This window comes from Labrenzia sp. VG12, assembly GCF_002237595.1.
Taxonomy (GTDB): domain Bacteria; phylum Pseudomonadota; class Alphaproteobacteria; order Rhizobiales; family Stappiaceae; genus Roseibium.
Map to the genome: position 1 here is coordinate 1,199,272 of NZ_CP022529.1, position 26,715 is coordinate 1,225,986.

The 26,715-nt window shown below is 58.6% G+C and carries 15 protein-coding genes; 8 read left to right on the forward strand and 7 right to left on the reverse strand.

Annotated elements, in window-relative coordinates; translation table 11 throughout:
• Positions 1 to 155: 155 nt before the first annotated feature.
• The gene (locus tag CHH27_RS05465; RefSeq protein ID WP_094070688.1) at positions 156 to 10,550 is read right to left on the reverse strand and encodes an S-layer family protein; all 10,395 of its coding nucleotides are present in this window, start codon (positions 10,548 to 10,550) and stop codon (positions 156 to 158) included.
• 187 nt (positions 10,551 to 10,737) lie between these two features.
• Here CHH27_RS05465 and CHH27_RS05470 point away from each other — a divergent pair, with 187 nt between their 5' ends.
• Entirely contained in the window at positions 10,738 to 12,471 is a 1,734-nt protein-coding gene (locus CHH27_RS05470) for a peptidase domain-containing ABC transporter (protein WP_094070689.1), read from the forward strand.
• Positions 12,468 to 14,684 (forward strand): peptidase domain-containing ABC transporter, encoded by a 2,217-nt coding sequence (locus CHH27_RS05475; protein ID WP_157738723.1) that lies wholly within the window; start codon positions 12,468 to 12,470, stop codon positions 14,682 to 14,684. The genes CHH27_RS05470 and CHH27_RS05475 overlap by 4 nt, the downstream gene beginning before the upstream one ends.
• Before the next feature lie 40 nt (positions 14,685 to 14,724).
• On the opposite strand, the gene CHH27_RS05480 is transcribed toward CHH27_RS05475, so the two are convergent.
• The 6 genes from CHH27_RS05480 to eutB all read right to left on the reverse strand — a co-directional run bounded on the left by CHH27_RS05480 (position 14,725) and on the right by eutB (position 20,663).
• A complete protein-coding gene (locus CHH27_RS05480) occupies positions 14,725 to 15,036 on the reverse strand; it encodes an Imm1 family immunity protein (protein WP_094070691.1) in 312 nt (103 codons plus the stop codon).
• 109 nt (positions 15,037 to 15,145) lie between these two features.
• Positions 15,146 to 16,525, reverse strand: a complete 1,380-nt coding sequence (locus CHH27_RS05485; protein ID WP_094070692.1) for an aspartate aminotransferase family protein — start codon at positions 16,523 to 16,525, stop codon at positions 15,146 to 15,148.
• A gap of 28 nt (positions 16,526 to 16,553) precedes the next feature.
• Positions 16,554 to 18,050 (reverse strand): NAD-dependent succinate-semialdehyde dehydrogenase, encoded by a 1,497-nt coding sequence (locus CHH27_RS05490; protein WP_094070693.1) that lies wholly within the window; start codon positions 18,048 to 18,050, stop codon positions 16,554 to 16,556.
• Between the two features lie 84 nt (positions 18,051 to 18,134).
• The gene (locus CHH27_RS05495) at positions 18,135 to 18,656 is read right to left on the reverse strand and encodes an Lrp/AsnC family transcriptional regulator (protein ID WP_094070694.1); all 522 of its coding nucleotides are present in this window, start codon (positions 18,654 to 18,656) and stop codon (positions 18,135 to 18,137) included.
• Between the two features lie 14 nt (positions 18,657 to 18,670).
• Positions 18,671 to 19,666: a cyclodeaminase gene (locus CHH27_RS05500; protein ID WP_094070695.1), complete on the reverse strand. Its 996-nt coding sequence runs from the start codon at positions 19,664 to 19,666 to the stop codon at positions 18,671 to 18,673.
• Positions 19,656 to 20,663, reverse strand: coding sequence for a hydroxyectoine utilization dehydratase EutB (gene eutB, locus CHH27_RS05505; protein ID WP_094070696.1), 1,008 nt, complete (start codon positions 20,661 to 20,663; stop codon positions 19,656 to 19,658). The genes CHH27_RS05500 and eutB overlap by 11 nt, the downstream gene beginning before the upstream one ends.
• Before the next feature lie 186 nt (positions 20,664 to 20,849).
• Between eutB and doeA the strand changes: the two genes are divergently transcribed.
• From doeA to CHH27_RS05535, 6 genes are all read left to right on the forward strand, one after another.
• Positions 20,850 to 22,034: an ectoine hydrolase DoeA gene (gene doeA / locus CHH27_RS05510; protein WP_094070697.1), complete on the forward strand. Its 1,185-nt coding sequence runs from the start codon at positions 20,850 to 20,852 to the stop codon at positions 22,032 to 22,034.
• A 7-nt stretch (positions 22,035 to 22,041) separates the two neighbouring features.
• Complete coding sequence (argE, locus tag CHH27_RS05515; protein ID WP_198338355.1) at positions 22,042 to 23,220, forward strand: acetylornithine deacetylase; 1,179 nt, start codon at positions 22,042 to 22,044, stop codon at positions 23,218 to 23,220.
• 110 nt (positions 23,221 to 23,330) lie between these two features.
• On the forward strand, positions 23,331 to 23,927 hold the full coding sequence (locus CHH27_RS05520) for a GntR family transcriptional regulator (protein WP_094070698.1): 597 nt from the start codon (positions 23,331 to 23,333) through the stop codon (positions 23,925 to 23,927).
• A gap of 126 nt (positions 23,928 to 24,053) precedes the next feature.
• Complete coding sequence (locus CHH27_RS05525) at positions 24,054 to 24,449, forward strand: hypothetical protein (protein ID WP_094070699.1); 396 nt, start codon at positions 24,054 to 24,056, stop codon at positions 24,447 to 24,449.
• A complete protein-coding gene (locus tag CHH27_RS05530; protein WP_094070700.1) occupies positions 24,442 to 25,377 on the forward strand; it encodes a hypothetical protein in 936 nt (311 codons plus the stop codon). The genes CHH27_RS05525 and CHH27_RS05530 overlap by 8 nt, the downstream gene beginning before the upstream one ends.
• 233 nt (positions 25,378 to 25,610) lie before the next feature.
• Positions 25,611 to 26,561, forward strand: coding sequence for a 1-phosphofructokinase family hexose kinase (locus tag CHH27_RS05535; RefSeq protein WP_094070701.1), 951 nt, complete (start codon positions 25,611 to 25,613; stop codon positions 26,559 to 26,561).
• The last annotated feature ends 154 nt before the right edge of the window (positions 26,562 to 26,715 follow it).

Genomic DNA, 26,715 nt, shown 5'->3' on the forward strand with positions numbered 1-26,715 from the left:
TCAGGACTTGATTGTCCGGCCAGGCAGATCAGTCGATTGTGTGAATTGAACGATCAACACACCGCATTTTTTGCCCCGCTTGTTCAATCAGCCACGAAAAAACCCCGCCGTTTCCGGAGGGGCTTTCGTCAGTCTCCGCTGTCCGGTGACATCAGCTACCAACGGATTTCCTCGACATCGCTGAAGGTAACCCGGCTGCCGTCTGCGAAGTCGATGTACCCGTCCGCATCCTGCGACAGTTCAAGCACCTTGCCATCCGTGTCGGTTGTCTCGATCGAGCCATTGGTGATGGTCACGGTCCAGTCGGTTCCGTATTCACCGGCAGAGGTCACACCCGGGCCGCCGCCAAGATCGATAACGTCCGTCCAGGCAACGCCTGCGCCACCGCTGATGACGTCGCTGCCGTCCCCAAGGCCATGCATGAACAGGTCGGAACCATCGCCGCCGGACAGGTTGTCGTTGCCGGTGCCACCGACGATCACGTCGTCACCGGAGCCACCGCTGATGACATCACTACCAGCCTGGCCAAACAGAAGATCCCGGCCGCCTCCACCTGAGATGTTGTCGTTGCCATCAATCGAGCCACCCTCGATACGGTCGTCAAAATCACCGGTCGCGATGACATCGTCACCGCCGACACCATCGATCGAATAGGACTGGTCGGACGCGCTGAAGCTGCCGCTGCCGGTTCCGCCGGAGAACTCATAGTCATAGTCGCTCGAAACGGAAATCGAGAATGTTTCACTCGATTCCGAACCGTCAGAGGAGGTCGCCGTGACGGTCAGGTCAATGGCGCTTTCGACCTGGCTGTCGAAGAATGCATGGTCGGCGATCGTGACAACCCCGTCGGCGTCGATCGAGAAACGGTCGTCGCTCAGGCTGTAGCTGACCGCGTCACCGTCTGCGTCGGACGCAGTTGCCGTGATGCCGACCTGAGTACCTGCTGCTGCATTTTCCAGAATGGTGTTGGCACTTGCATCACCATCTGTGACCGCCCCGACCGGTGTTTCGATCAAGTTGTCAACGGCAACGTCCCCGTCGGCAAAGCGGAAGTTTTCGACATTGGTCACCGTGTCGACACCATCCGGTGCGCCGCTGCGCGTGTCGGTTACGGTGTATGTGCCGTCGCCATTGTCGACGATGTCGTAGTCTTCCCAATTGCCGGAATAGATCGCCGTGTCGTTGCCGGCTCCGCCGTCAAGGCTGTCGTTGCCACTGCCGCCTTCAAGGGTATCGGCTGCCTCGCCACCAATTAGCGTGTCATTGCCGGCGCCGCCTTCCAGCGTATCGCCTTCAACCTGATAGTCCGTGTCCAGGCGGTTGGCGTACATGCCTGCATTGTCGATCGTAAGCGTATCGAGCGAAATGCCCTGGATTGGCTTGCTGCTCAAAAGCTCCGAATCCGTGTTCGACATGTATTCCGGCGCCAGGTAGACATCACCACCTTCAAGCTGGATGACAACGGCCGAGAAGGTGCCTGTTGTGCCGTCCGTGAAGGTAACGGTGGCGTCGTAGACCTGAAGGGAATCCAACGCGTAATCGGTGCCGCCGATGTTGAATGTCTCGGCCGTTCCCTCAAAGTCATTGTCTGCGAGCACACCGTCGCCGCTGGTGTCATTGGCAGTCGCACTGACAGTCTGGCCATAGAGCGGAGAATTTGCATCACCGTAAGAGCCAAGGAGGTCGGCAGCGTTTTCGCTGGCACCGTTGGTCTCGTCGGTATCAATGTCCGCCATGTTGCCGAGATGGATCAAGGAGTAGGTCGCTGCAACTGCGCTGGTGCCACCGATCGCTGCCGTTGCGCCGGAACCGGCATTCAGCACGTCGTCGCCATCGCCGCCCTGAAGCGTATCGGAACCGGATCCACCGGTCAGCGTATCGTTGCCGGTACCACCAATCAAGGTGTCGTCGCCTTCACCGCCGATGAGGTTTCCACCGTCATCATGGGCGGTGATGGTGTCATCACCGTCTCCTCCGGTGATAGACGTTTCCGAAACACCGGTGTCGGTGAAGCTCGTGCCACCATCCGACAGCTGAAGGTCTTCGGCCACATCAGCCACGTCGATCGTGAAGGTTTCCTGGGAGGTCGAACCATCGCTCGAGGTTGCCGTAACCGTAATCGAAACGTCGGTTTCGGTCTCGTAGTCGAAACTAGCCCCATCAGCGACAGTCACCACGCCGTTGCCATCGACCGTGAACCGGCTGTCATCGACGGTGTAGGACACCGTATCGGACGTATTGCTGTCTTCGGCAAACGCGGTCACGCCGACGGTCGAACCGGAGCCAGCGTTTTCAGCAACCGAATTGGCGCTGCTGTCCGCATCGGAGACCGCACCAATGTCTTCTGCAATAAGATCACCGACGAGCACATCACCATCGGCGAACCGGAAATTCTCGACGTTGTAGACGGTATCGGTTCCTTCCGGAGAACCGTCCCGCAGATCGACGACGGTGTATGAGCCGTCATCGTTTTGGGTGATTGAATAGTCGTCGCGGTTACCCGAATAAACCGCGGTGTCGGTGCCGCTGCCGCCGTCGAGATAATCGTTGCCGGCACCACCTTCGAGCGTGTCATTTCCAGATTGACCATAAAGGGCGTCGGCACCGCTTCCGCCATCGAGCGTATCGTCGTCGTTCTCGCCGGCCAGCATGTCATTGCCTTCACCGCCGATCAGCGTGTCGTCACCGCCGCCACCATAGATGGTGTCGTTACCTGCACCGCCGTCCAGGTAGTTGGCATCGGTGTTCGGTTGGCTTCCAACCTCGTCGTCGATGAAGTCGTTGCCCCCGCCGCCATAGACAACGTCCGCACCTTCGCCATACAGAATGCGGTCATCACCGTCACCGCCATAAACAGTGTCGTCACCAGCGCCGCTGTAGATTTCGCTGCCGTCATCATGGGCAGTGATCGTATCGGCACTGTCATTGCCGGTAATGGTCGTCTCTGCAACACCGGTGTCGGTGAAGGTCGTCTGGCCTTCTTCCATCTGATAGGCTTCCGCCACATCTGCGACAGAAACTTCAAAGGTTTCCTGGGATGTAGAACCATCCGTGGAGGTCGCAGTGACGGTCAGATAAATCGTCGGTTCGCTTTCATAGTCGAATGCAGCATCTGCAGCGACGGTAACCTCGCCATTTTCATCGATGGTGAAGCGGCTATCGGAAACCGTGTATGTCACGCTGTCGGTGACGTCGCTATCCGTTGCAGATACGGTAATGCCCACCGCATCTCCCTCCGCCGCATTCTCGGAGAGCGTATTTGCCGTTGTGTCCGTATCGGTGACGGCAGAGACATCGCTCTCGTCAACATCGGAAACGGCGATGGTGAAGGTCTCCGTCGAGGTCGAACCATCGGTCGAGGTCGCGGTGACCGTGACGTCGATGGAGCCTTCAGTCTCCGCATCGAATGATGCGCCATCTGCAACGGTGACGACACCGTTCTCATCGACGGCAAAGCGCGCATCGTCTACGGTGTAAGAGACGCTGTCGGTGACATCGGCGTCGGTGGCAGATGCAGTCACACCAACAGTCGTCCCAGCCGTCGCATTTTCGGCGATGGTGTTATCGGAGGCATCCGTGTCGGTGACGGCGGAGACATCGCTTTCGTCGACATCGGAAACCGCAATCGTGAAGGTCTCGGTCGAGGTCGAGCCATCGGTGGAGGTCGCAGTAACCGTAACGTCGATGGAACCCTCAGTCTCCGCATCAAAGCTTGCACCATCTGCGACAGTGACAACACCGTTCTCGTCGACCGCAAATCGGGCATCGTCAACGGTGTAGGAGACGCTGTCAGTGACGTCGGCATCCGTGGCAGATGCGGTCACACCAACAGTCGTGCCAGCCGTTGCGTCTTCAGCGATGGTGTTGTCGGAGGCATCGGTGTCGGTGACGGCAGAGACATCGCTCTCGTCGACATCGGACACGGCGATGGTGAAGGTCTCTGTCGAGGTCGATCCATCGGTGGAGGTCGCAGTGACCGTGACGTCGATGGAGCCTTCGGTCTCCGCATCGAATGATGCGCCATCTGCAACGGTGACGACACCGTTCTCATCGACGGCAAAGCGCGCATCGTCTACGGTGTAAGAGACGCTGTCGGTGACATCGGCGTCGGTGGCAGATGCAGTCACACCAACAGTCGTCCCAGCCGTCGCATTTTCGGCAATGGTGTTGTCGGAGGCATCCGTGTCGGTGACGGCGGAGACATCGCTTTCGTCGACATCGGAAACCGCAATCGTGAAGGTCTCGGTCGAGGTCGAGCCATCGGTGGAGGTCGCAGTAACCGTAACGTCGATGGAACCCTCAGTCTCCGCATCAAAGCTTGCACCATCTGCGACAGTGACAACACCGTTCTCGTCGACGGAGAACCGGGCATCATCAACGGTGTAGGAGACACTGTCGGTGACGTCTGCGTCCGTTGCGAATGCAGTCACACCAACCTGGGTGCCGACCGTCGCATCTTCGGCGATGGTGTTGTCCGAGGCGTCTGTGTCGGTGACGGCAGAGACATCGCTCTCGTCAACATCGGAAACGGCGATGGTGAAGGTCTCGGTCGAGGTCGAGCCATCCGTGGAGGTAGCAGTGACCGTGACGTCGATGGAGCCTTCTGTCTCGGCATCAAAGCTTGCACCGTCGGCAACGGTAACAACGCCGTTCTCATCGACGGAGAAGCGTGCATCGTCGACCGTGTAGGAGACACTGTCAGTGACATCGGCATCGGAAGCGAGGGCCGTGATGCCGACCTGGGTGCCGGCCGTCGCGTCTTCAGCGATGGTGTTGTCCGTTGCGTCCGTGTCTGTAACGGCAGAGACATCGCTCTCGTCAACATCGGAAACGGCGATGGTGAAGGTCTCGGTCGAGGTCGAGCCATCCGTGGAGGTCGCAGTGACCGTGACGTCGATGGAGCCTTCTGTCTCGGCATCAAAGCTTGCACCGTCGGCAACGGTAACAACGCCGTTCTCATCGACGGAGAAGCGTGCATCGTCGACCGTGTAGGAGACGCTGTCAGTGACATCGGCATCGGAAGCGAGGGCCGTGATGCCGACCTGGGTGCCGGCCGTCGCGTCTTCGGCGATGGTGTTGTCGGAGGCATCCGTGTCGGTAACGGCGGAAACGTCGCTCTCGTCAACATCGGAAACGGCGATAGTGAAGGTCTCGGTCGAGGTCGAACCATCGGTCGAGGTCGCGGTGACCGTGACGTCGATGGAGCCTTCAGTCTCCGCATCAAAGCTTGCACCATCTGCGACAGTGACAACACCGTTCTCGTCGACGGAGAACCGGGCATCATCAACGGTGTAGGAGACACTGTCGGTGACGTCGGCGTCCGTTGCGAATGCAGTCACACCAACCTGGGTGCCGACCGTCGCATCTTCGGCGATGGTGTTGTCCGAGGCGTCTGTGTCGGTGACGGCAGAGACATCACTCTCGTCAACATCGGAAACGGCGATGGTGAAGGTCTCAGTCGAGGTCGATCCATCGGTCGAGGTCGCGGTGACCGTGACGTCGATCGAGCCTTCGGTCTCGGCATCGAATGATGCGCCGTCGGCAACAGTGACGACACCGTTCTCGTCGACGGAGAAGCGTGCATCATCAACGGTGTAAGAAACGCTGTCGGTGACATCGGCGTCCGTGGCAGATGCAGTCACACCAACAGTCGTCCCAGCCGTCGCATTTTCGGCGATGGTGTTGTCGGAGGCATCCGTGTCGGTGACGGCGGAGACATCGCTTTCGTCGACATCGGAAACCGCAATCGTGAAGGTCTCGGTCGAGGTCGAGCCATCGGTGGAGGTCGCAGTGATCGTGACGTCGATGGAGCCTTCGGTCTCCGCATCGAATGATGCGCCGTCTGCAACGGTGACGACACCGTTCTCGTCAACGGAGAAGCGTGCATCATCAACGGTGTAGGAGACGCTGTCGGTAACGTCGGCATCCGTGGCAGATGCAGTCACACCAACAGTCGTCCCAGCCGTTGCATCTTCGGCGATGGTGTTGTCGGAGGCGTCCGTGTCGGTGACGGCAGAGACATCGCTCTCGTCAACATCGGACACGGCAATCGTGAAGGTCTCGGTCGAGGTCGAGCCATCGGTCGAGGTCGCGGTGACCGTGACGTCGATGGAGCCTTCGGTCTCCGCATCGAATGATGCGCCATCTGCAACGGTGACGACACCGTTCTCATCGACGGCAAAGCGCGCATCGTCTACGGTGTAAGAGACGCTGTCGGTGACATCGGCGTCGGTGGCAGATGCAGTCACACCAACAGTCGTTCCAGCTGTCGCATCTTCGGCGATGGTGTTGTCGGAGGCATCCGTGTCGGTGACGGCAGAGACATCGCTCTCGTCAACATCGAAAACCGCAATCGTGAAGGTCTCGGTAGAGGTCGATCCATCGGTCGAGGTCGCAGTGACGGTGACGTCGATGGAACCCTCAGTCTCCGCATCAAAGCTTGCACCATCAGCGACAGTGACAACACCGTTCTCGTCGACCGCAAAGCGTGCGTCATCAACGGTGTAAGAGACGCTGTCAGTGACGTCGGCGTCCGTTGCGAATGCAGTCACACCAACCTGGGTGCCGGCCGTGGCATCTTCGGCGATGGTGTTGTCCGAGGCATCCGTGTCGGTGACGGCAGAGACATCACTCTCGTCGACATCGGAAACCGCAATCGTGAAGGTCTCGGTCGAGGTCGAGCCATCGGTGGAGGTCGCAGTAACCGTAACGTCGATGGAACCCTCAGTCTCCGCATCAAAGCTTGCACCATCAGCGACAGTGACAACACCGTTCTCGTCGACCGCAAATCGGGCATCGTCAACGGTGTAGGAGACGCTGTCAGTGACGTCGGCATCCGTGGCAGATGCGGTCACACCAACAGTCGTGCCAGCCGTTGCGTCTTCAGCGATGGTGTTGTCGGAGGCATCGGTGTCGGTGACGGCAGAGACATCGCTCTCGTCGACATCGGAAACCGCAATCGTGAAGGTCTCTGTCGAGGTCGATCCATCGGTGGAGGTCGCAGTGACCGTGACGTCGATGGAGCCTTCGGTCTCGGCATCGAACGACGCACCATCAGCGACAGTGACGACACCGTTCTCGTCGACGGAGAAGCGTGCATCGTCGACCGTGTAGGAGACGCTGTCAGTGACGTCTGCATCCGTGGCAGATGCGGTCACACCAACAGTCGTCCCAGCCGTAGCGTCTTCAGCGATGGTGTTGTCCGAGGCATCCGTGTCGGTGACGGCAGAGACATCGCTCTCGTCAACATCGGAAACCGCAATCGTGAAGGTCTCGGTAGAGGTCGATCCATCGGTCGAGGTCGCAGTGACGGTGACGTCGATGGAACCCTGAGTCTCCGCATCAAAGCTTGCACCATCAGCGACAGTGACAACACCGTTCTCGTCGACCGCAAAGCGTGCGTCATCAACGGTGTAAGAGACGCTGTCAGTGACGTCGGCGTCCGTTGCGAATGCAGTCACACCAACCTGGGTGCCGGCCGTGGCATCTTCGGCGATGGTGTTGTCCGAGGCATCCGTGTCGGTGACGGCAGAGACATCACTCTCGTCGACATCGGAAACCGCAATCGTGAAGGTCTCGGTCGAGGTCGAGCCATCGGTGGAGGTCGCAGTAACCGTAACGTCGATGGAACCCTCAGTCTCCGCATCAAAGCTTGCACCATCAGCGACAGTGACAACACCGTTCTCGTCGACGGAGAAGCGTGCATCGTCGACCGTGTAGGAGACGCTGTCAGTGACGTCTGCATCCGTGGCAGATGCGGTCACACCAACAGTCGTCCCAGCCGTAGCGTCTTCAGCGATGGTGTTGTCCGAGGCATCCGTGTCGGTGACGGCAGAGACATCGCTCTCGTCAACATCGGAAACCGCAATCGTGAAGGTCTCGGTAGAGGTCGATCCATCGGTCGAGGTCGCAGTGACGGTGACGTCGATGGAACCCTGAGTCTCCGCATCAAAGCTTGCACCATCAGCGACAGTGACAACACCGTTCTCGTCGACCGCAAATCGGGCATCATCAACGGTGTAGGAGACACTGTCGGTGACGTCGGCATCGGTGGCAGAGGCAGTCACACCAACAGTCGTGCCAGCCGTTGCGTCTTCGGCAATGGTGTTGTCCGAGGCATCCGTGTCGGTGACGGCAGAGACATCGCTCTCGTCCACATCGGACACGGCGATGGTGAAGGTCTCGGTCGAGGTCGATCCGTCCGTGGAGGTCGCGGTGACCGTGACGTCGATCGAGCCTTCTGTCTCCGCATCAAAGCTTGCACCATCAGCAACGGTGACGACGCCGTTCTCATCGACGGCAAAGCGTGCATCGTCAACGGTGTAGGAGACACTGTCGGTGATGTCTGCGTCCGTTGCGAATGCAGTCACACCAACCTGTGTGCCGGCCGTGGCATCTTCGGCGATGGTGTTGTCCGAGGCATCCGTGTCGGTAACGGCGGAAACGTCGCTTTCGTCGACATCGGACACGGCGACGGTGAAGGTCTCAGTCGAGGTCGACCCATCGGTCGAGGTCGCAATAACCGTAACGTCGATGGAACCCTCAGTCTCCGCATCAAAGCTTGCACCATCAGCGACAGTGACAACACCGTTCTCGTCGACCGCAAATCGGGCATCGTCAACGGTGTAGGAGACGCTGTCAGTAACATCGGCATCCGTTGCGAATGCGGTCACTCCAACAGTCGTGCCAGCCGTTGCGTCTTCAGCGATGGTGTTGTCGGAGGCATCCGTGTCGGTGACGGCAGAGACATCGCTCTCGTCGACATCGGAAACGGCGATGGAGAAGGTCTCTGTCGAGGTAGAGCCATCGGTGGAGGTCGCAGTGACCGTGACGTCGATGGAGCCTTCTGTCTCGGCATCAAAGCTTGCACCATCAGCAACGGTGACGACGCCGTTCTCATCGACGGAGAAGCGGGCATCATCAACGGTGTAGGAGACACTGTCGGTGATGTCTGCGTCCGTTGCGAATGCAGTCACACCAACCTGGGTGCCGGCCGTGGCATCTTCGGCGATGGTGTTGTCGGAGGCATCCGTATCGGTGACGGCAGAGACATCGCTCTCGTTGACATCGGAAACGGCGATGGTGAAGGTCTCGGTCGAGGTCGAGCCATCGGTCGAGGTCGCGGTGACCGTAACGTCGATGGAGCCTTCTGTCTCGGCATCAAACGACGCACCATCAGCGACAGTGACAACGCCGTTCTCGTCGACGGAGAAACGGGCATCGTCAACGGTGTAGGAGATACTGTCAGTAACGTCGGCATCGGAGGCGAGAGCAGTGATGCCGACCTGGGTACCGGCCGCGGCGTCTTCAGCAATTTCGTTGACAGCGGTGTCGCTGTCCGAAATGTCAGAGACCGCGTATTCGTTTTCATCTGAAATGTTCAGTGTGAAAGACTGTTCGGACGTCGAGCCATCAGTTGAGGTTGCCGTGACGGTGAAAGTCACGGATCCTTCGGTTTCGGCATCAAATTCGGCATTTTCAGCAATGCTGACGATGCCGTCCTGGTCGATCACGAATCTCGGATCATCAATGCTGTATGAAACCGTGTCCGAGACATCGAGATCGCTGGCCGATACCTCGATGCCGATGTCCTGACCTCCAGAGGCCCCTTCGGACAGCTGGTCAACACTGCTAACCGTGCTGATCGAACTGACGTCGTGCTCGTTGACGTCGCGGATCGTGATCGAAAAGGTTTCTGTTTGCGTTTGGCCGTCCGAGGCCGTCGCCAGAACCACGATGTCATGAGTGCCAGCAGTTTCAGCGTCGAGCGCTCCGGCAACCGTGACAATTCCCGTCTCGGGATCGATCGAAAACAAGCCGTCTGAATCGTCGAGAAGGCTGTAGGTAACGGATGCCCCATCGGCAACGTCCGCAGAAGCGCGAATGCCGGTCGCTGCACCGACTGATGCGTCTTCGTTCACTGCATTGAGGGCCGCATCGACATCGGAGACAGCGGACAGGTCCGAGGCGATATCACCTGTTTCTACGGGCGCATCGGTGTCTGAACCGTTTGGCTCCGTCGAGGCGGCTGCACCATTTGTGCTGCTACCAGCTGAGCCGGCTTCAGTGCGGGAAGCAGTAAAATCCGGCTGCTCAGTCCCGTTCAGCAAGCCCTCTGCACTTGTCGAGGAACCGCCGGATGCCGGCGTGTCGTTGGCAGATGTCTCTTCGACAGGCAACGAACCCAGGCCATTGGCAGAATTTGCCAGCAATTCTTCATCTTCAGTGACTTTTTCGCCACCGTCGGCAAATTCCGGGGCAAGGCTGTAATCGGCAGCACCATACAGGCCACCACCAGTGTCTTCCTCGTCGCCGAAGGTCTCTTCTTCTTCCTTGCTCCCCAGATGGAGGTTGGCGTTGACCTGTTCCATGGATTCGCCCATGTCCTGGTCAAGGTGGTAGTCGTGCGCCTTGTCGAGATGCTGGTCCCGATTGTCGAGCAAACCGGAATGAAGAACGCTCTCCGAGTTCAGAGTGGTTCTTGTCTCAGTCGTATTTCCGTCTGCCTGGTTGCCGTCTTTGTTTTTACGAGACTCAGTGTCGCTTGCCATGCCGGTTCAACATCCGCACAATTTCCGATCATGCCACTTGACGCTACCGTGCTTAACAAAGCGGAAAATTCGCCATAGTTTCTGGAGCTTAGTTCTAATAAAATTCTGGATTTTCGCCGTAAGGTAAACGCTTTTTAAACCGGAACAGAACAGTTTGAACGAGTAGCTTCCTGATTCTGGCCACTAGATGTTGAATTCGGTTTTTTCATCCTTCTTCCTGCCCCGTTTGCGGGTAAGGCATTCGCCGTCCGGCAAGTGGATCTCGTCCCCCGGATTGCCGCGTGATGTCGTTGTTGCCTCGGTTTTTGCAAACATCATGAGCCTGGCCATGCCGTTGGCGATTTTGCAGGTTTATGACCGGGTTCTGCCCAACGCGTCGACCGATACGTTGTTGGTGCTGACGCTCGGGGTGTCCGGCGTTCTGATTGCCGACGCCTGCATCAAGATTGCGCGTGCCGCCGTGGTCGGCCGTCTCGGAGCCGGCTTCAATCATCAGGCCCATACGGAACTGTTCCGGCGTGTCCTGGATGCAGAGCCAGCACAATTTTCCAAGACGCCGGTTTCCGTCCAGGTGCATCAGCTTCGCTCCCTGCAGTCTATTGCTGACCATTATGGGGACCAGGGACGGCTTTTGGCGATCGATCTGCCGGCAGGCGGCATATTTCTGGCGGTTCTGATTTTCATCGCCGGACCTCTTGCTCTGGTGCCGGTCTGTCTTCTGGGCATCTTCATGCTGTTCGCCCTCAACCGCAACAGGGTGTTGCAGCAAGTCGTAGCCGACCGGGCCGACCAGGACGACCGCAAGTCCGATTTCATCCTTGAAGTCCTGTCGGGCGCAAAAACCGTCAAGTCGCAGGCCATGGAAGCGTTGATCATGCGGCGGTTCGAGCGGCTGCAGCGGGCGACAGCGGAACTGAGCGCGCGCTACATGCGTTTGTCGGGCCAGGCAAGGGACGCATCTGCCCTGTTCGGGACGCTCACCACTGTATTTGTGGTGTTGTTTGGCGCGCTGATGATGATCCACGGCAATTTCAGTGTCGGCGGTGTGGCGGCCAGCACGCTTCTGTCCGGCCAGTTTGTTCAGCCCTTCTTGCGGGCCATCAACCAGCTCACCGACATGCAGCGCCTGAAGCACGATTACAATCAGGTCGAGGACCTGTTCGAGTTGCAGGAAGTCGCTCCCCAGGAACCGTTGCCGGCGGAGCCTGATGGCTCCATCAGGCTCGAAAATGTCTCCGTCGAGGTAGGAGAGGGACGCCGCGCCATCCTGCACGGTATCAATCTCGACATCAGACCAGGTCAGTTTGTCGGTTTCAGAGGGGCGGATGGCAGCGGCAAGTCGACCCTGATGAAGATCCTGACCGGTGAACTGGCGCCAACTACCGGTTCTGTTGCCATCGGCGGTCTGCGCTACGAGGGCGGATATCAGCAGGCACTGCGAAAGACCATTGCCTATGTCGACAACCAGTCCGCAATCTTCAACGGCACGATTTTGGAAAACATCACGATGTTTGGCGCGGTTTCGGACATTGCGCATGCTCGCATGGCCGCAAAGCTGATCGGACTGGAAAAAGAGATCCATCTGTTGCCGCGCGGATATGAAACGCAGTTGGGGTCGGATCTTGGCGGCAAGGTTCCGTCGGCGACCATGCAACGGATCTGCATTGCACGTGCCCTGGCAGGAGAGCCGAAGGTCCTGATCCTTGACGAGGCCAACGCGCAGCTCGATCAGCAGGCGGAGAAAGGCCTCATCGACGCGCTGGTGCGACTGAAAGGGTATCTGACCGTTGTCATCATCAGTCACCGCCCATCGATGCTTGCCGTGGCCGATCATCAATATGAATTGAAAGATGGGCAGCTGCACGATCTGAACGATGGCGCCAGCTCCGCTGCGACACACAATGTGGGGCAGTCGGCGTGAGTAGACCTCTTTTCAACCTCAAGGACGTACAGGTGGCCGAAAATGCCGTTCACCGGCAGTGGCAGGACCTGACGACAGAGCTTGATCCAGCGTCAGGTCCGCATCGCCAAATCGGCGGCGAACAGCAGGATCTGGCGCCTGCGGAACGATGTCTCGTTCCCCTGCTGCGAGAAATGCGCTGGCAAGGCAATGACCGGCTTCTGTTTGAGGCCATGCCGCATTTCGACCGCGTTGAAACCCTGCAGCAGCTGCGCACGGTTCTGACCAGGCTCAATGTCCGGACCGAGCTTTTTCGCGGCCGGCCGGCCGAGCTGAACCACGGCCAGTTTCCGTGTCTGCGCGTCACGAAGGACGACATTCAGGTGCTGGTCGGCAGGACCGAAAGCGGCGATCTGCGTGCCTATTCCGGCGCATCGGATGAGGCGGTGATCCTGGCGCCGGGAAATATCTCGGCCAATGAGATCTATCTTGCCTATGAAGACACCGAGGAACTCAGCCAGGTTGAGACCAGCCGCAGCTGGTTCTCGACAGTGACCAAGCGCTTCCGCACCAGCATCTATTCGATATTGGCGCTTGGTTTTGTGCTGAACATTCTGGCGCTCGGGCCGCCTCTTTTCATCATGGCCATCTACGACAAGGCGATGGGCGCCAGTTCCACCGAAGTCTTGCTGACCATGGCTGTGGGCATCGCCATCATTCTACTCTGTGAAGCCTTTTTGCGCCGGACCAAGACCTGGCTTCAGTCCTATCTCGGCGGGCGAATTGACGCGATTGTCGGCACCAAGACCTTCGAGCGGATCCTGCATTTGCCATATTCAATGCTGTCGGAAGCGCCGATCGGCACACAGGTGATGCGGCTGCGTTACTTCGATAGCGTCCGGGACATTTTCCAGAGTTCGCTGTTCAATGCCATTGTCGACATTCCCTTCACGCTGATCTTCATTCTCGCCATCTTTCTGATCGGTGGGCCGGTGGCCTTGCCGCCCCTTGCGCTCCTGGGCATCTACACCCTGATGGCGGTCTACGTCCTTCCGAAGGTGCAGCGGGAAGTGGCCGCCGTCGGCGAACAGAAATCGAAGCTCAACAGCTTCATGATCGAGACCTTCCGCAATCAGCGTGCGCTGCGCAACCTGTCGGTAGAGGACATCTGGCTCGACCGGTTTTCGCTTCTCTCGACGCAGTTCAACAAGCTCAACGTGCACGCCCGCAACATTACCCACGTCCTGCAGACAGTTTCACAGACCCTTATGACGATCTGCGGCGTGATGGTGCTTGGCATTGGCGCCATGCAGGTGATGAACGGCGACATGAGTCTCGGCGCCCTGATCGCGACAATGGCACTCAGCTGGCGCGTTCTGAACCCGATGAACCAGGCATTCCTGAGCATCACCCAGCTTGCCCAGAGCCGGACGGTGATCGATCAGATCAACAATCTGATGCAGGTTCCCCTGGAACGAGAACCCGGACACCTGCCAAAGATTGCCCGTGATATCCGCGGGGACCTGAAGATGTCGTCCCTGGTCCTGCGTTATCCGGGAGCGACAGAGGCCTCGCTGAAGGGGCTGGACCTGACGGTAAAACAAGGTGAAATCCTGGCAATCACCGGGCCGAGCGGTTCCGGTAAGACAGCCCTGTTCCAGTCGATCATTGGTTTGTTTCAGCCTCAGGTGGGTTCAATCCTGTTTGACGGTCTCGACGTGCGTCAGCTGGATGCTGCCGAGTGGCGTGCAGCAATCGGTTTTGCGCCGGACGATCTCGATTTCTTTTATGGAACGGTCAAGCAGAACTTGCTGATGGCTGACCCGGGCGCAACGGATGCCCGGCTGGCAGAGGTCACCGACCAGCTTGGACTGCTTGCCTACCTGGAAGACAATTTCGAGGGGCTCGAGACCCGTCTCAATGGTGAATTGCTGAAGCAGATCCCGGACAACATGAAACAACGCATCGTTCTGGCACGGGCGCTTGTGAAGTCAGTCCCGCTTTACCTCTTCGACAATCCGGGCACGCATCTGGATTTCGAAGGGGACAAGAAATTCATGGCGATGATCGAGGAGCTGAAAGGCAAGGCCACGATCATCATCAACACACAGCGCCCGAGCCATATGAAACTGGCGGATCGGGTGGTTGTGCTGAAGTCCGGCCAGATTGCCATGATGGGACCGCCGGACCAGGTGGTGCCAGCGCTGATGGGACAGCCGGCGAAGGCGGGATAGTTATGACCCGGCATTATTTGCGCCGGGCTGATTATAGCCTTCAACCCTGGTTTGAATCGTCATGCCAGTGAATGAAGGGTGGTGCCTTGTTTTTGGCGCGAAAATACTCCAGCGCCTCTCGGACCTTTTCAACTGGCAGGGCCCAGGCCGCGGGATACCAATCCTGCTGCCCGTTCGACAGTATGTAGTCGATTTCAGACGACGGGTCGCCGGTGTAGTTCGGATTGCGTGAGCTGAAACCGGTGTCGCCACTGTGGCGCAAATACATAAGCCAGCCAACGTCTCCATTGATTAGCGCGCATATGGAGGAACCATCTTCGGCGTTGATCCAGATTTCCTGATGGTTGTTCATGTAGCTTTCGCATTGCCGGGGTGCCCAGTGATATCAGGAACAACCCCAAACATCCAAGAGCCAAGTCTTGGCATCAGCAGGATGCCAAGATTGTTGAAACACAGGACTATCAGCGAGACTGCGGAAAAACCGATCTGACCGCCTTGACCGTTGCCGACACGACTTCGTCGATTTCGCTTTCGGTGATGCAGAGCGGCGGTGCGAATCCGAGAATGTTGCCTTGTGGCATGGCCCGGCCGATCACTTTTTCCTGCAACAGGGCGCCGGCGATCTGAGGGCCAGCCTTTGCTGCCGGATCCAGGAAGGTTCGGCTGTCTCTGTCCGCGACGAATTCAATCGCGCAGAGCAGACCGTCACCGCGGATATCACCCACATTCGGATGGTCTCCAAGTCCGTCCACCAGCGCCGCCTTGAAGTAGGCGCCTGCCTTGCCGGCATTTGCTACGAGATCCAGCTGATCGATCAGTTTCAGGTTGGCAACGCCTGCGGCCGCGCCGATCGGATGGGCGGAATAGGTCCAGCCGTGCCCAATTGGCCCGTTCTCGTCGGTGCCGTTTTCCAGAACCTTCCAGACCTTGTCGGAGACGATGGAGCCGGAGAGCGGTGCATAGGCGGATGTCAGGCCCTTGGCAATGGTGATGAAATCAGGTTCAAAGCCATAATGAGCGGAACCGAACATGGTCCCGAGACGGCCGAAACCGGTCACGACTTCATCGGCAATCAGCAGAATGTCGTGTTTCTTGAGGATTGGCTGGATCGCCTGCCAATAGCCTTGTGGCGGCGGCACGATGCCACCCGTTCCCAGGATGGGTTCGCCGATGAAGGCCGCAATCGTGTCGGCACCTTCACGGGCGATGAGCGCCTCCAGTTCAGCCGCACAATGGGCGACAAAATCCGCTTCCGACATGGACAGATCTTCCCGGCGGAAATAGTCCGGCGCCACTGTATGCAGCACGCTTTGGAGCGGCAGATCGAATTTCTTGTGAAACAGCTCCAGGCCGGTGAGCGAGCCTGTCATCAGCCCTGACCCGTGATAGCCGCGCCAGCGGGAGATGATCTTCTTCTTTTCCGGCCGGCCCAGGATGTTGTTGTAGTACCAGACCAGCTTGATGTTGGTCTCGTTGGCATCAGAACCACCAAGCCCAAAATAGACCTTGGACATGTGATCAGGCGCCCGGTCCAGTATCATCTTTGCGAGCGTGATCGAAGCCTCGGTGCCGTGACCGACATAAGCGTGATAGTAGGCAAGGTCCCGGGCCTGCTCGGCTATGGCGTCGGCGATCTCCTGGCGGCCGTAGCCGACATTGACGCAATACAGGCCGGCAAAGGCGTCCAGCAGGCGTGTCCCGTTCCGGTCTTCGATGAAAACGCCGTCACCGCCAGTGACAATCCGGCTGGGGCTGTCACCGCGTGCATGCTGGGCAAGATGGGTCGAGGGGTGAAAGAAATTGTCCCTGTCCCAAGCGTCAAGTTGATCGTTTTTCAGCATGGTTTTTCCTTTTTGAAAGTGAGGGGGCTCAACGCCAGTCCCTGCAGACGAATTTGATGTCGGTGAAGGCTTCCAGTCCGTAGCGGCTGCCTTCGCGGCCGAGGCCCGATTGTTTGACCCCGCCGAAGGGAATGGGATAGCCGGTGACCTTGGTCCGGTTGACGGCCACCATGCCGTATTGAAGGGCGCGGCTGGCACGGTAGATCCGCCGCGGATCCTGCGTATGCAGATAGGCGATCAATCCGTATTCGCTGTCATTGGCGCTGGCGATGACTTCCTCTTCCGTGTCAAACGGTACGATGGCCGCGACAGGTCCGAAGGTTTCCTCTTTAAAAATGGACGCCTCCGCCGGGACATCACATAGAACCGTCGGCTCATAAAACAGCGCGCCTGCCGCGTGCCGCTTACCGCCGGTTAGCAATTTGGCGCCCCGGTCCAGCGCGTCCTTGACCTGGGCCTCCTGTTTCGCGACAGCACGCTCGTGCATCAACGGTCCGATATCCGGATTTTCCAGTCCGGGACCAAGGGTGAGCGCAGCAGACTTTTCGGCAAAAGACTTGCAGAAAGCGGCATAGGCCGGACGTTCGACCATGATCCGATTGGCACCGAGACAATCCTGTCCTGAGGTTGCAAATTTTGCTGCAATGGCCTGCTCGACCGCATAGTCGATATCCGCATCCGCAAAGACGATGAACGGCGCGTGGCCGCCCAACTCCAGTACCAGTCGCTTCACCGTCGCAGCGCCCTGTGCATAAAGCAGCCGGCCTATTTCGGTCGATCCGGTGAAAGAGACGGCCCGAACGCGCGGATCTTCCATCCAGGGCGAAACGATCTCGGGTGCCTTGCCTGGCAAGACGTTGAAGACACCGGGCGGCAGGCCGGCCTGGTCGGCAAGCTCGGCCAGCGCCAAAGCCGAAAACGGCGTTTCTTCGGAAGGATGAACCAGGACCGTGCAGCCGGCGGCAAGCGCAGCCGCGGCCTTGCGTGTAATCATGGCGGACGGGAAGTTCCAGGGCGTGATCAGCGCGGCAACGCCCAAAGGCTCGCGCCAGACTTCCATTTCCGCATCCGCCAGGTGCGACGTAATGCTTTCGATATTCGGCCGCTTGGCTTCTTCGGCGTAAAACTCGATGAAAGACGCGGCATAGTCGATCTCGCCTCGGGCCTCTGATATCGGCTTGCCCTGTTCGCGCGTCATGATCAGCGCCAGGTCTTCTCTGTTTTCCAGAATGAGCGCGTGCCAGGCTTTAAGATGTTTTGCCCGGTCCTGGGGCAGCAGGGCCGCCCAATTTCGGAATGCATCGTTGGCTACACCGATTGCTTCTTGCGCCTGATGGCCACTCAGCCTGGCGACTTCGCCGAGAAAACTGCCATCGGCCGGGTCTGTAACGGAAAACACAGCGCCGCCCTCAGCATCCTGCCAGCGAGCGCCGATATAGCCGAAATGACGGACAAGGTGTTTGTTTTCCACCTGTTGGTGGAGGGTGTTGCCGAGCGGCGCTACCACTGGAGTCACGTTTTGCATGACAAGGCCCTTCTGTTCGATAGGCTTAGGGTAGAGGCGCCTGCAGGAACGAAACGACCAAAGTGGGCATGAACCAGAGTGGTTTCATTCCAATTCTGCCGCGCCCGTCTCCTCTTCCGTTCCCAGGAAGCCGGACAGGAGCTGTTCCAGGGGAGGGGCCGCCATCTGCTTGACCGGCTTGGTGACCACATAGGTGAAGTAGCGGACAATGCTGAGTTCCCGGTCGAGCAGGCCGTCCATGAACCTTTGATAGGCGTCAATGTCCCGGGCAACGATCTGCAGCAGATAGTCCAGACCGCCACCGATGGCCCAACAGGCAACAACCTGATCGCAGTCGCCGATCACGCGCTCGAATTTCTGAAAATACTCGGTGCGGTGGTGTTCCAGTTCCAGAGTGACGAAGACCGTCACGTGCGGGGCCAGGTTTTTCAGGGAAAGACTGGCGGCATAACCTTGAATGATGCCGGCCTTTTCCAGTCTTTCCAGGCGCTTCCAACAAGGGCTGGGGCTCAGATTGATGCGTTTGGCAAGGTCGGCTTTTGAAATGCGGCCCTCCGAGGCCAGTACCTTCAAGATCTCCAGGTCGCGCCTGTCGAGTTTGAGCATTGTGACCTTCTTTGTCAGGCGGTGACGGTTGTTCCGGCATTTGTACGCCGAACCTTTCCGAGCGCAAGCGTGGCAATCGCCGTATCCTGAACGCCCGTCCCCGTTAGATCGCAAACTGTAATGTCGTCTTCGCTCTGGCGTCCATTGCCGGTTCCGGCAATGACGTTGCCGAGCTCCGCGGCTCGGTTCTTGTCTTCCAGGGCTCCCGTTTCCAAAGCGCTGCGCAATTCTCCGAGGAGTTCGCACTGGCTGATCCGGTCGCAGACAAGCACATCCGCGCGGGCAAGGATCGACGGATGGAGTTCATTTTTATCCTCCTGGTCGGACCCCATGGCGGTGATGTGCAATCCCTCGTGCAGCCAGTCGGCGTCAAGTATGGGTTCCTTTGACGGGGTTGTGGTAATCACCACCTGGCTCTGCGCCACCAGGTCGGCCCGATCTGCACACGCCTTGACCTCGATTCCCAATAAAGCGGTCATTTCGTCGGCGAGTTGTTCGGCCTTGCCGGCGTCACGTCCCCAGATCAGCGCGTTCCGGGCAGGCCGTACTTTGGCGGTTGCAATCAGTTGCAGCTTCGCCTGGACCCCGGTCCCAAGCACACCGATGGTCGACACAGTGGCTGGTGCCAGATGACGCGCGGCGACGGCGCCTGCAGCCGCTGTGCGCACATCGGTAAGATAGCCATTATCGAGAAACACCGCATCAACCAGCCCGGTCCTGGCGGACAAAAGCACCATCAACCCGTTGAGACTCGGCAGGCCGAGAGAGGGATTGTTGAAGAAACCCGGCGAAACCTTCAAGGCAAAGCCGTCAAGACCTGGCACAAAGGCGGTTTTGACGTCGACCTCGGCATTGATGTCGGGCAGTGCCATCGACATGACAGGCGGCATGACAACCTTGCCCGTTGCAAGCTTTGCAAAGGCTGTTTCGATGCAATCGATTGCCTCCAGGTCAAGCGGAACCACCCGGCGCAGTTCCGTTTCGGTGACGAGTTTGATGTCATGCGCCATAGGGCGTTCCCTTCAGGTGATAGTCGCCCAGCTGGATATCCTGCCCGGTCACGACCCTGGTAAACTGATCCATATCGACATTGCGCCCCGTGATGATGGTCGCAACCGGACCTTTGAGGTGGCTTAGTTTGCCGGCAAGGCAGGCAGCGATGCCGACGACACAGGCGCCTTCGGCGACATGACTGTCTTCGTAATAAAGGACCTGCATGGCGCGGTAAATTTCATCTTCGCTCACCAGAACGATGTCGTCGAGCAGGTCCCGGCACATTTGAAAGGACAAACGGTTGTCCAGCCCGATGCCGCCGCCGAGACTGTCGGCAAGGCTCGGAACTTCGGGAACCTCAACGGGCCTGCCGGCATCGATCGAGGCTTTCATGGCCGCGCCGCGGTCCATGGTCAGACCGACAATGTGGATCGCCGGATTGACGCTCTTGGCGGCAAGGGCGACACCGGCAGCCAATCCCCCGCCCGACAAAGGCACCAGCAGGGTTTTCAGCTCCGGTAGATCCTGCAGGATTTCCAAACCGAGCGTACCCTGACCGGCAATCACGTGCGGATCGTCAAACGGTGAAATCTCAACAACGCCTTCCGCACCGGACAGCTTTTGACATTCGCGCAAGGCATCGTCCTGGCTGGTCCCGACGATTCGTGCTTCCGCGCCAAGGGCCTTGATGCCATCGACCTTGGTCCGGGGCACCAGGGAGGACATGCAGATCACCGCCTTGAGGCCGCGTTCGCGGGCTGCATAGGCAACGCCGCGGCCATGATTGCCGGTGGAACAGCAAACCAGCGTATGTGTGCCCGCCGGAACATTCTGCGCCGCATTGGTCGCCCCGCGCAACTTGAAGGCGCCGGTCGGCTGCATCGATTCCATTTTCAGGAAAAATGGGGTTCCGGCGACGGCACTCAAGTGGCGCGACGGCAAAAGCGGCGTTCGCACAACCTTGCCGGAGATCGCCTTCTGCGCCGCCAGAATATCGCTCAGCGTCAGGTCCATGAAAGCCTCTTTATCTGGGGTCTTGCGGGAGGTGCGAGTTCATCCGAGGCAAATCATGCCCTCGGTTATTTGTGTACAAATATGCTAATCTGGATCCTGCAATTCGTCAATAATGCAGAAAAACCTTGCAAGAAGACGATGACATGATGTCAGTTGTATACAAATAACCAGTCAAGAGGAGCGAACATGCCTGGTTTGGATCTGCCGTTCACCCGCGCCGAGTATGACCGCCGGCTCGGCCTAATTCGAAACGAGATGACTGCGCGCGGGCTCGATGTCCTGTTTTTGGAGGACCCGTCGAACATGGCCTGGACGACAGGCTATGACGGCTGGTCCTTTTATGTGCACCAGGGCGTGATCGTGTTCCATGACGAGGATCCGATCTGGTGGGGGCGGAGCCAGGACGCCAACGGGGCGCGCCGCACTGTCTGGATGAGCGACGACCGTGTGGCCGAATATGCCGACAATTACATCCAGTCCTCTCATCGCCATCCGATGCAGGACCTGGCCCGACTGCTGGAAAAAAAGAGTTATGCCAACAAGCGGATCGGCGTTGAACTTGAAAACTACTATTTCTCGGCGAAGGCATATCTGACCTTGCGCGAAGAACTGCCGAACGCGGAGTTTCTGGACGCAACCGGGCTCGTCAACTGGCAGCGCTCCGTCAAATCGGAAGAGGAACTGGTCTTCATGCGCAAAGCCGCACGGATTTCGCAGAAGATCATGGACGGGGTGTTTGAGCGGGTTACTCCCGGGATGCGTAAGGCTGACCTCGTCGCGGAGATTTACGCCGACGCGATTCGTGGCCTGGATGACGCCTGGGGAGACTATCCTGCGATCGTGCCGCTCTTGCCGAGCGGGGCTGACGCGTCGGCCCCGCATCTGACGTGGGACGGTCGTTTCATGCAGGAAGGGGAGGCGACTTTCTTCGAGCTTTCCGGCTGCTATCGCCGCTATCATGCGCCGCTCTGCCGTACTGTATTCCTCGGCAAGCCGCCGCAGTATTTGCTGGATGCCGAAAAAGCCTTGGTGGAGGGCCTGGAAGCCGGCCTGGACGCAGCGAGGCCCGGGAATACCGCTGGAGACATTGCCCGCGCACTGGCAAAACCTTTGGAGGCTGCCGGCATTGAGCGTGGCGCGCGCGCCGGTTATCCGATCGGTATCTCCTATCCGCCTGACTGGGGCGAACGCACCATCTCCATCCGCGACGAGGATACCACTGAATTACAACCCGGCATGACGTTCCATTTCATGCCGGGCCTTTGGATGGATGGCTGGGGATTGGAAATTACTGAGAGCATCCTGATCCGCGAAGGCGGCCAGGCTGAATGCCTGTGCAACCGACCACGTGAACTCTTTGTAAAGGCATGAGCTGACCATGGGACCGCTGCACCTGCTTGACCGGACCGAGACGATCCTGGAACAGCTTATCGGCTTTCCGACCGTTTCCGCCGAAAGCAATCTCGACCTGATCCATTTTGCGGCCGCACTGCTGGAAGACTGCGGTGCCCGTGTCAGGGTCTCGAAGGACAGGACCGGCGCCAAGGCGAACCTGTTTGCCACACTGGGGCCGGAGACATCCGGAGGCATTGTGCTGTCGGGCCACACGGATGTTGTTCCGGCGGATGGCAGCGAATGGACGAGTGATCCGTTCGCGATGCGCCAGGCGGATGGGCGGCTTTACGGCCGTGGCACGTGCGATATGAAGGGCTTCATCGCAGCAGTGATCGCCAAGGCGCCCGATTATGCCGCACTTGATCTAAGGCGTCCGCTGCATGTTGCATTGACCTATGACGAAGAGGTCGGCTGTTTTGGTGCCAGGCACCTGGTTGAAGAACTCGGCGAAACAGAGCTCAGACCATCAGTTGCCATTATTGGTGAACCAACGGAAATGCGGGTGATCGAAGGCCACAAGGGCTGTTACGAATACACCACTTCCTTTCATGGCACCGACGGGCATGGCTCCGAGCCGGACAAGGGAGTCAATGCCATTCACGTGGCAGCACGTTTCATCAACCACATGCTGGAGCTCTCGGACGAGCTGCGCAAAAAATCTGGACCGGACAGTGCGCGCTTCTCGCCACCTTGGACAACCCTGCAGACCGGGCGGATTGAGGGGGGGCTGGCGCGCAATGTCATAGCCCGGCATTGCTCTGTAGACTGGGAAATGCGTCCGGTTCGCGAAGACGATGCACGCGAGGTCAAGGCCGCGTTGGAAATCTATTGCCGGGATGTGCTGCTGCCGCAGATGCGCAGCGTCTATCCGGATGCAGATATCGTCACGGAAGTGATCGGAGAGGTCGCGGGATTGGCCGTCATGAATGATAACGAGGCTCGCGACATCGTTACCGCACTGACCGGTGCAAATCTGTGCGACGTCGTCGCATTTGGCACTGAAGCGGGCCTCTTTCAGTCGCTCGGAATGTCCGTGGTCGTCTGCGGCCCGGGCTCCATTGCCCAAGCCCATCAACCGGACGAATTTGTCGCCATCGACCAACTTGAAAAGTGCCTTGGTATGTTAACCGGCTTGGAAAGGAGCCTGGGAAAATCAGTATAGACGACCGTCCCGACATCGATTCTGAAGAAGTTGCACGTCAGCTGGACGCGGCAGCGAACGCCCAGGAACGGTTTCAGATTCTCTATTCCGTCCTGCGTGACCGTATCTGCATGCTGGTCTATCCACCGGGTACGCAGCTCAGCGAGGAAGCGCTGGCAACCGAGTTTGGCATAAGCCGCTCTCCGTTGCGCAAGGCACTGAAGATCTTGGAGGCCGACGGGCTTTTGCAGTCACAACAGGGCGTTGGCACGCTTGTCACCGATGTCGACCTGGATGAACTGGAGCAGGTCTATCAACTGCGCATGGAGCTCAATGAGCTCACCGGCCGCTTGTCACCCGCTGAGTTGACCGAAGCGCTACGACAGGTCTTCGACAACGTCCGTCAAAGGGCGGATGCCCTTCGCCGCTCTCCGAATTACAAGGACTTTGCCCGGCTGAATATTGATTTCTTTCATGCGTTCCAGCAGCTCAGCGAAAACAGACCGCTCCGCGACCTCTCCGAGAAGCTGTTTTATCAGACCTGCCGCATCTGGCTGACCTTGATCCCGGACGCGGAGTTGCAACGGGAAGTCGGCATTTTCTGCGGTGAAATCGAAGAAATCTCAGACGCGGTCGCGATGCGGGACATCGAGGCCGCTGCACTCATCCGGCGCGCGCATCTGTCCATGGGCTTCAAGCGGCTGCGCGGCAAGGGGAGAAAGACCTGAGGCAAAGGTCGACCTAGGGCTCGCCTTCGGATTTGAAACCGGCTGTCTTTTGCGTCTGGCCAGAATGCACTACGGTCTTTGTTACCTCTTCAGTGTTCGAGCCCGATCGAGGTTACCTCAAGACCGATGCCAGCCAGCGATCATGCCCGTTTCGAAAAGAACAGTCTTGTGCTGCAGGTGCGGGGTGGCAAGGCCGTTCTGCCTGCAAGAGACGTCGAGCAGGTCTATGACTGCCGGATGGCCGACCCGGTCGCTCATGGCGATGAAGCCTTTCATATTGTTCTCGCCCGAACGGAATTCTTCCTGCTCGGCCCGTTTCTTGACGGTGGTCTTGGGGCAATCGATGCGCTGAAGGCCTTCCGGCCGGAAATACCGGTTGCCTCCCGTTTTGTCGGGCGCGTACCTTTCCGCTACAGGCAGCGCGGTTGGCTGCGCCTGTTTCCGATCCCGGGTGCAGGCAGGGGGCCCATAGGTGATCTGACGAGTTTTGACCTGACGAGTGGTGGAGGCGAAGATGAGTGAACAGTGCCAGGCGGAAGACGGCCTCATCTGCCGCGCGGATTCTATGCCTTACTCCACGCGGACCGAGGTTGACGAATGCCGGTACCGCCTGCAAGTACCGGCCGACACGGCCGGGGAGGCCACGGACTTTCTCAGCCAGATCGGTGGCGGCATGGCCGGGACAGGCCGCGGCATGACCCGGATTGGCATCGAATCGCCCATCCTGAGAGACCATTATCATATCGAACTGAAGAACCTCGCAAAAGGGATCGCCGATCGCGCCAGGGAAGGACAATCGGACCATCAGATCGCACGATGGGTTGTTGAGGAACGGCTCAGGATTGCCCGGCGTCTCCGCGCTATGGCAACACCGGCCACAAGGCCGCTCTATATTATCCGAGATTGGCGGAAATATGGTTTTGGAAAAAGAGGTTATGACAGTCAGGTAAACCATTACCTGAGACAGGGGATTCCAGAACAGGATGTCGATTCCAGGATCCTGAGAAGCGCGTCGAAATCCAATCCGAAGGTCAACACGGCGATGAAGGGAGCCGCCTATCTGAAGCATGGCGGGCGGGTTCTTCTGGTCATCGGAGTATCTGTCTCCATCGCCCGCATCTGGAATGCCGATGAACACGAGCTTCCAAGGGTCATCAGTGAGGAACTTGGCGCGCTGGCAGGTGGAGGCATTGGCGCCGCTGTCGGAGCCGGCGCCTGCATCATCTTCGGTGTGACAACTGCCGGCTGGGGACTTCTGGCCTGCGGAGTTGTCGGTGGCGGTCTTGGCAGCTGGCTCGGCAGCGAACTGGGTGGCAACACTGCCGACCGGCTCTTTTACACCGACATGGACATTCCCGAGAACCAGCACGGTGAAATCATCATCGAAATTCCGTCAGAAAGGATTTACGACCAGCCACCTCCCAGAATGTGCCTGCCTCCCATGGATTAGGGACCAACGCGCCAGGGACGTTTCGAACCTTGGCATTGCCTATGAAACGCCTGCCTTCAACCAGTTGCCCGCGGGCGTGGATGGCAAAGAATCAAATTCAATTGATTTAAGTTAATGAGACAGCTGGCCAAACGTTCCTTTGTCGGTGACGGAGTGATGTATTGACCCGGTTTTCGATTGGCAGATTGCCACATCACTCTTTCGATTGATCGCTAGCGACAAGGCTGAACGGTATGTCTGGTATTTTATGCATTGCCCTGAACCCGACGATCGACGTTTCCTGTGATGCGGAGCGGGTCAAGTCGATGCACAAGACGCGCACATCCAACCAGCGTCAGGATCCCGGTGGCGGCGGTGTCAATGTTGCACGCGTTGTGGCCGAACTCGGCGGAAAACCGGAAATTGCCTATTTTTCAGGGGGGGAAACCGGCGTTCTGCTGGATGAGTTTCTGAAACGTACACAGATCGACCTGCACGCCTTTCCGATGCAGCACCCCGTCCGGCTGGCCTTTGCGGTCCATGAGGAGAGTTCAGGCGTCGAATACCGGTTCGTGCCGGAAGGTCCGGAGGTCGGCGCCGAGGAACTGGCGCCGCTGCTATCATTTGTGGCGCAGACGGATGCCGACTATGTGGTGGCGAGCGGTTCGCTTCCGCGCGGGGCTCCTGACAGCACCTATGCCGACATGATGGATGCGCTGGAGGGCAAGGGCGTCCGGTTCGTTGTCGACACCTCCGGCAAGGCGCTCAAGGCCACACTGGATCGGGGCGGCGTCTTTCTGGTCAAACCCAGCATCGGCGAATTGGAGACGCTTTCCGGCAGGTCTCTGGACGAGCAGGGTGCGCGCGAATTTGCCAGCGAACTCGTGGAAAGAGGAGCGGCCGAAAACGTCGCCGTCACCCTCGGCACGAAAGGGGCCTTGTTGGTCAGTGCAAAGCGGATCCTGCGTGTGCCCGCCCTTCATGTCGCCGCGAAATCAGCGGTCGGCGCCGGCGACAGCTTTGTCGGCGCGATGATCTGGGCTCTTTCCGAAGGGCGCGAGATAGACGAGGCGTTCCGCCTGGGCGTCGCTGCTGGCGCAGCGGCCGCCCTGACCTCCGGCACCGAACTCTGCCGCAGAGCCGATGTTCTGTCGCTTTACGAAAGCGATCTTGCCGAACGACGGCACAGCCTTCGGGAACATTGAAAGCCCGCCAAACAGTAGCGATGAGGACATTCTCAGCTCGTGAAGGCACGAAGAGCCGGTTTGCCGGAACAGCTTCGGTGACGAAACAACCGGTAAAGGCAGCACGACCAGTAGGTACAAGCTTCCAGATTGAGAGACGATCAACGGTTTTTTG

What these genes read in the sequence shown, in the direction of transcription:
- CHH27_RS05500 (WP_094070695.1), bottom strand. Translation starts at nt 19,666, where the DNA reads ATGGCGCATGACATCAAACTCGTCACCGAAACGGAACTGCGCCGGGTG.
- eutB (WP_094070696.1), bottom strand. Translation starts at nt 20,663, where the DNA reads ATGGACCTGACGCTGAGCGATATTCTGGCGGCGCAGAAGGCGATCTCC.
- CHH27_RS05485 (WP_094070692.1), bottom strand. Translation starts at nt 16,525, where the DNA reads ATGCTGAAAAACGATCAACTTGACGCTTGGGACAGGGACAATTTCTTT.
- CHH27_RS05530 (WP_094070700.1), top strand. Translation starts at nt 24,442, where the DNA reads ATGAGTGAACAGTGCCAGGCGGAAGACGGCCTCATCTGCCGCGCGGAT.
- CHH27_RS05465 (WP_094070688.1), bottom strand. Translation starts at nt 10,550, where the DNA reads ATGGCAAGCGACACTGAGTCTCGTAAAAACAAAGACGGCAACCAGGCA.
- doeA (WP_094070697.1), top strand. Translation starts at nt 20,850, where the DNA reads ATGCCTGGTTTGGATCTGCCGTTCACCCGCGCCGAGTATGACCGCCGG.
- CHH27_RS05535 (WP_094070701.1), top strand. Translation starts at nt 25,611, where the DNA reads ATGTCTGGTATTTTATGCATTGCCCTGAACCCGACGATCGACGTTTCC.
- CHH27_RS05520 (WP_094070698.1), top strand. Translation starts at nt 23,331, where the DNA reads ATGCTGGTCTATCCACCGGGTACGCAGCTCAGCGAGGAAGCGCTGGCA.
- argE (WP_198338355.1), top strand. Translation starts at nt 22,042, where the DNA reads ATGGGACCGCTGCACCTGCTTGACCGGACCGAGACGATCCTGGAACAG.
- CHH27_RS05470 (WP_094070689.1), top strand. Translation starts at nt 10,738, where the DNA reads ATGTTGAATTCGGTTTTTTCATCCTTCTTCCTGCCCCGTTTGCGGGTA.
- CHH27_RS05495 (WP_094070694.1), bottom strand. Translation starts at nt 18,656, where the DNA reads ATGCTCAAACTCGACAGGCGCGACCTGGAGATCTTGAAGGTACTGGCC.
- CHH27_RS05490 (WP_094070693.1), bottom strand. Translation starts at nt 18,050, where the DNA reads ATGCAAAACGTGACTCCAGTGGTAGCGCCGCTCGGCAACACCCTCCAC.
- CHH27_RS05480 (WP_094070691.1), bottom strand. Translation starts at nt 15,036, where the DNA reads ATGAACAACCATCAGGAAATCTGGATCAACGCCGAAGATGGTTCCTCC.
- CHH27_RS05525 (WP_094070699.1), top strand. Translation starts at nt 24,054, where the DNA reads ATGCCAGCCAGCGATCATGCCCGTTTCGAAAAGAACAGTCTTGTGCTG.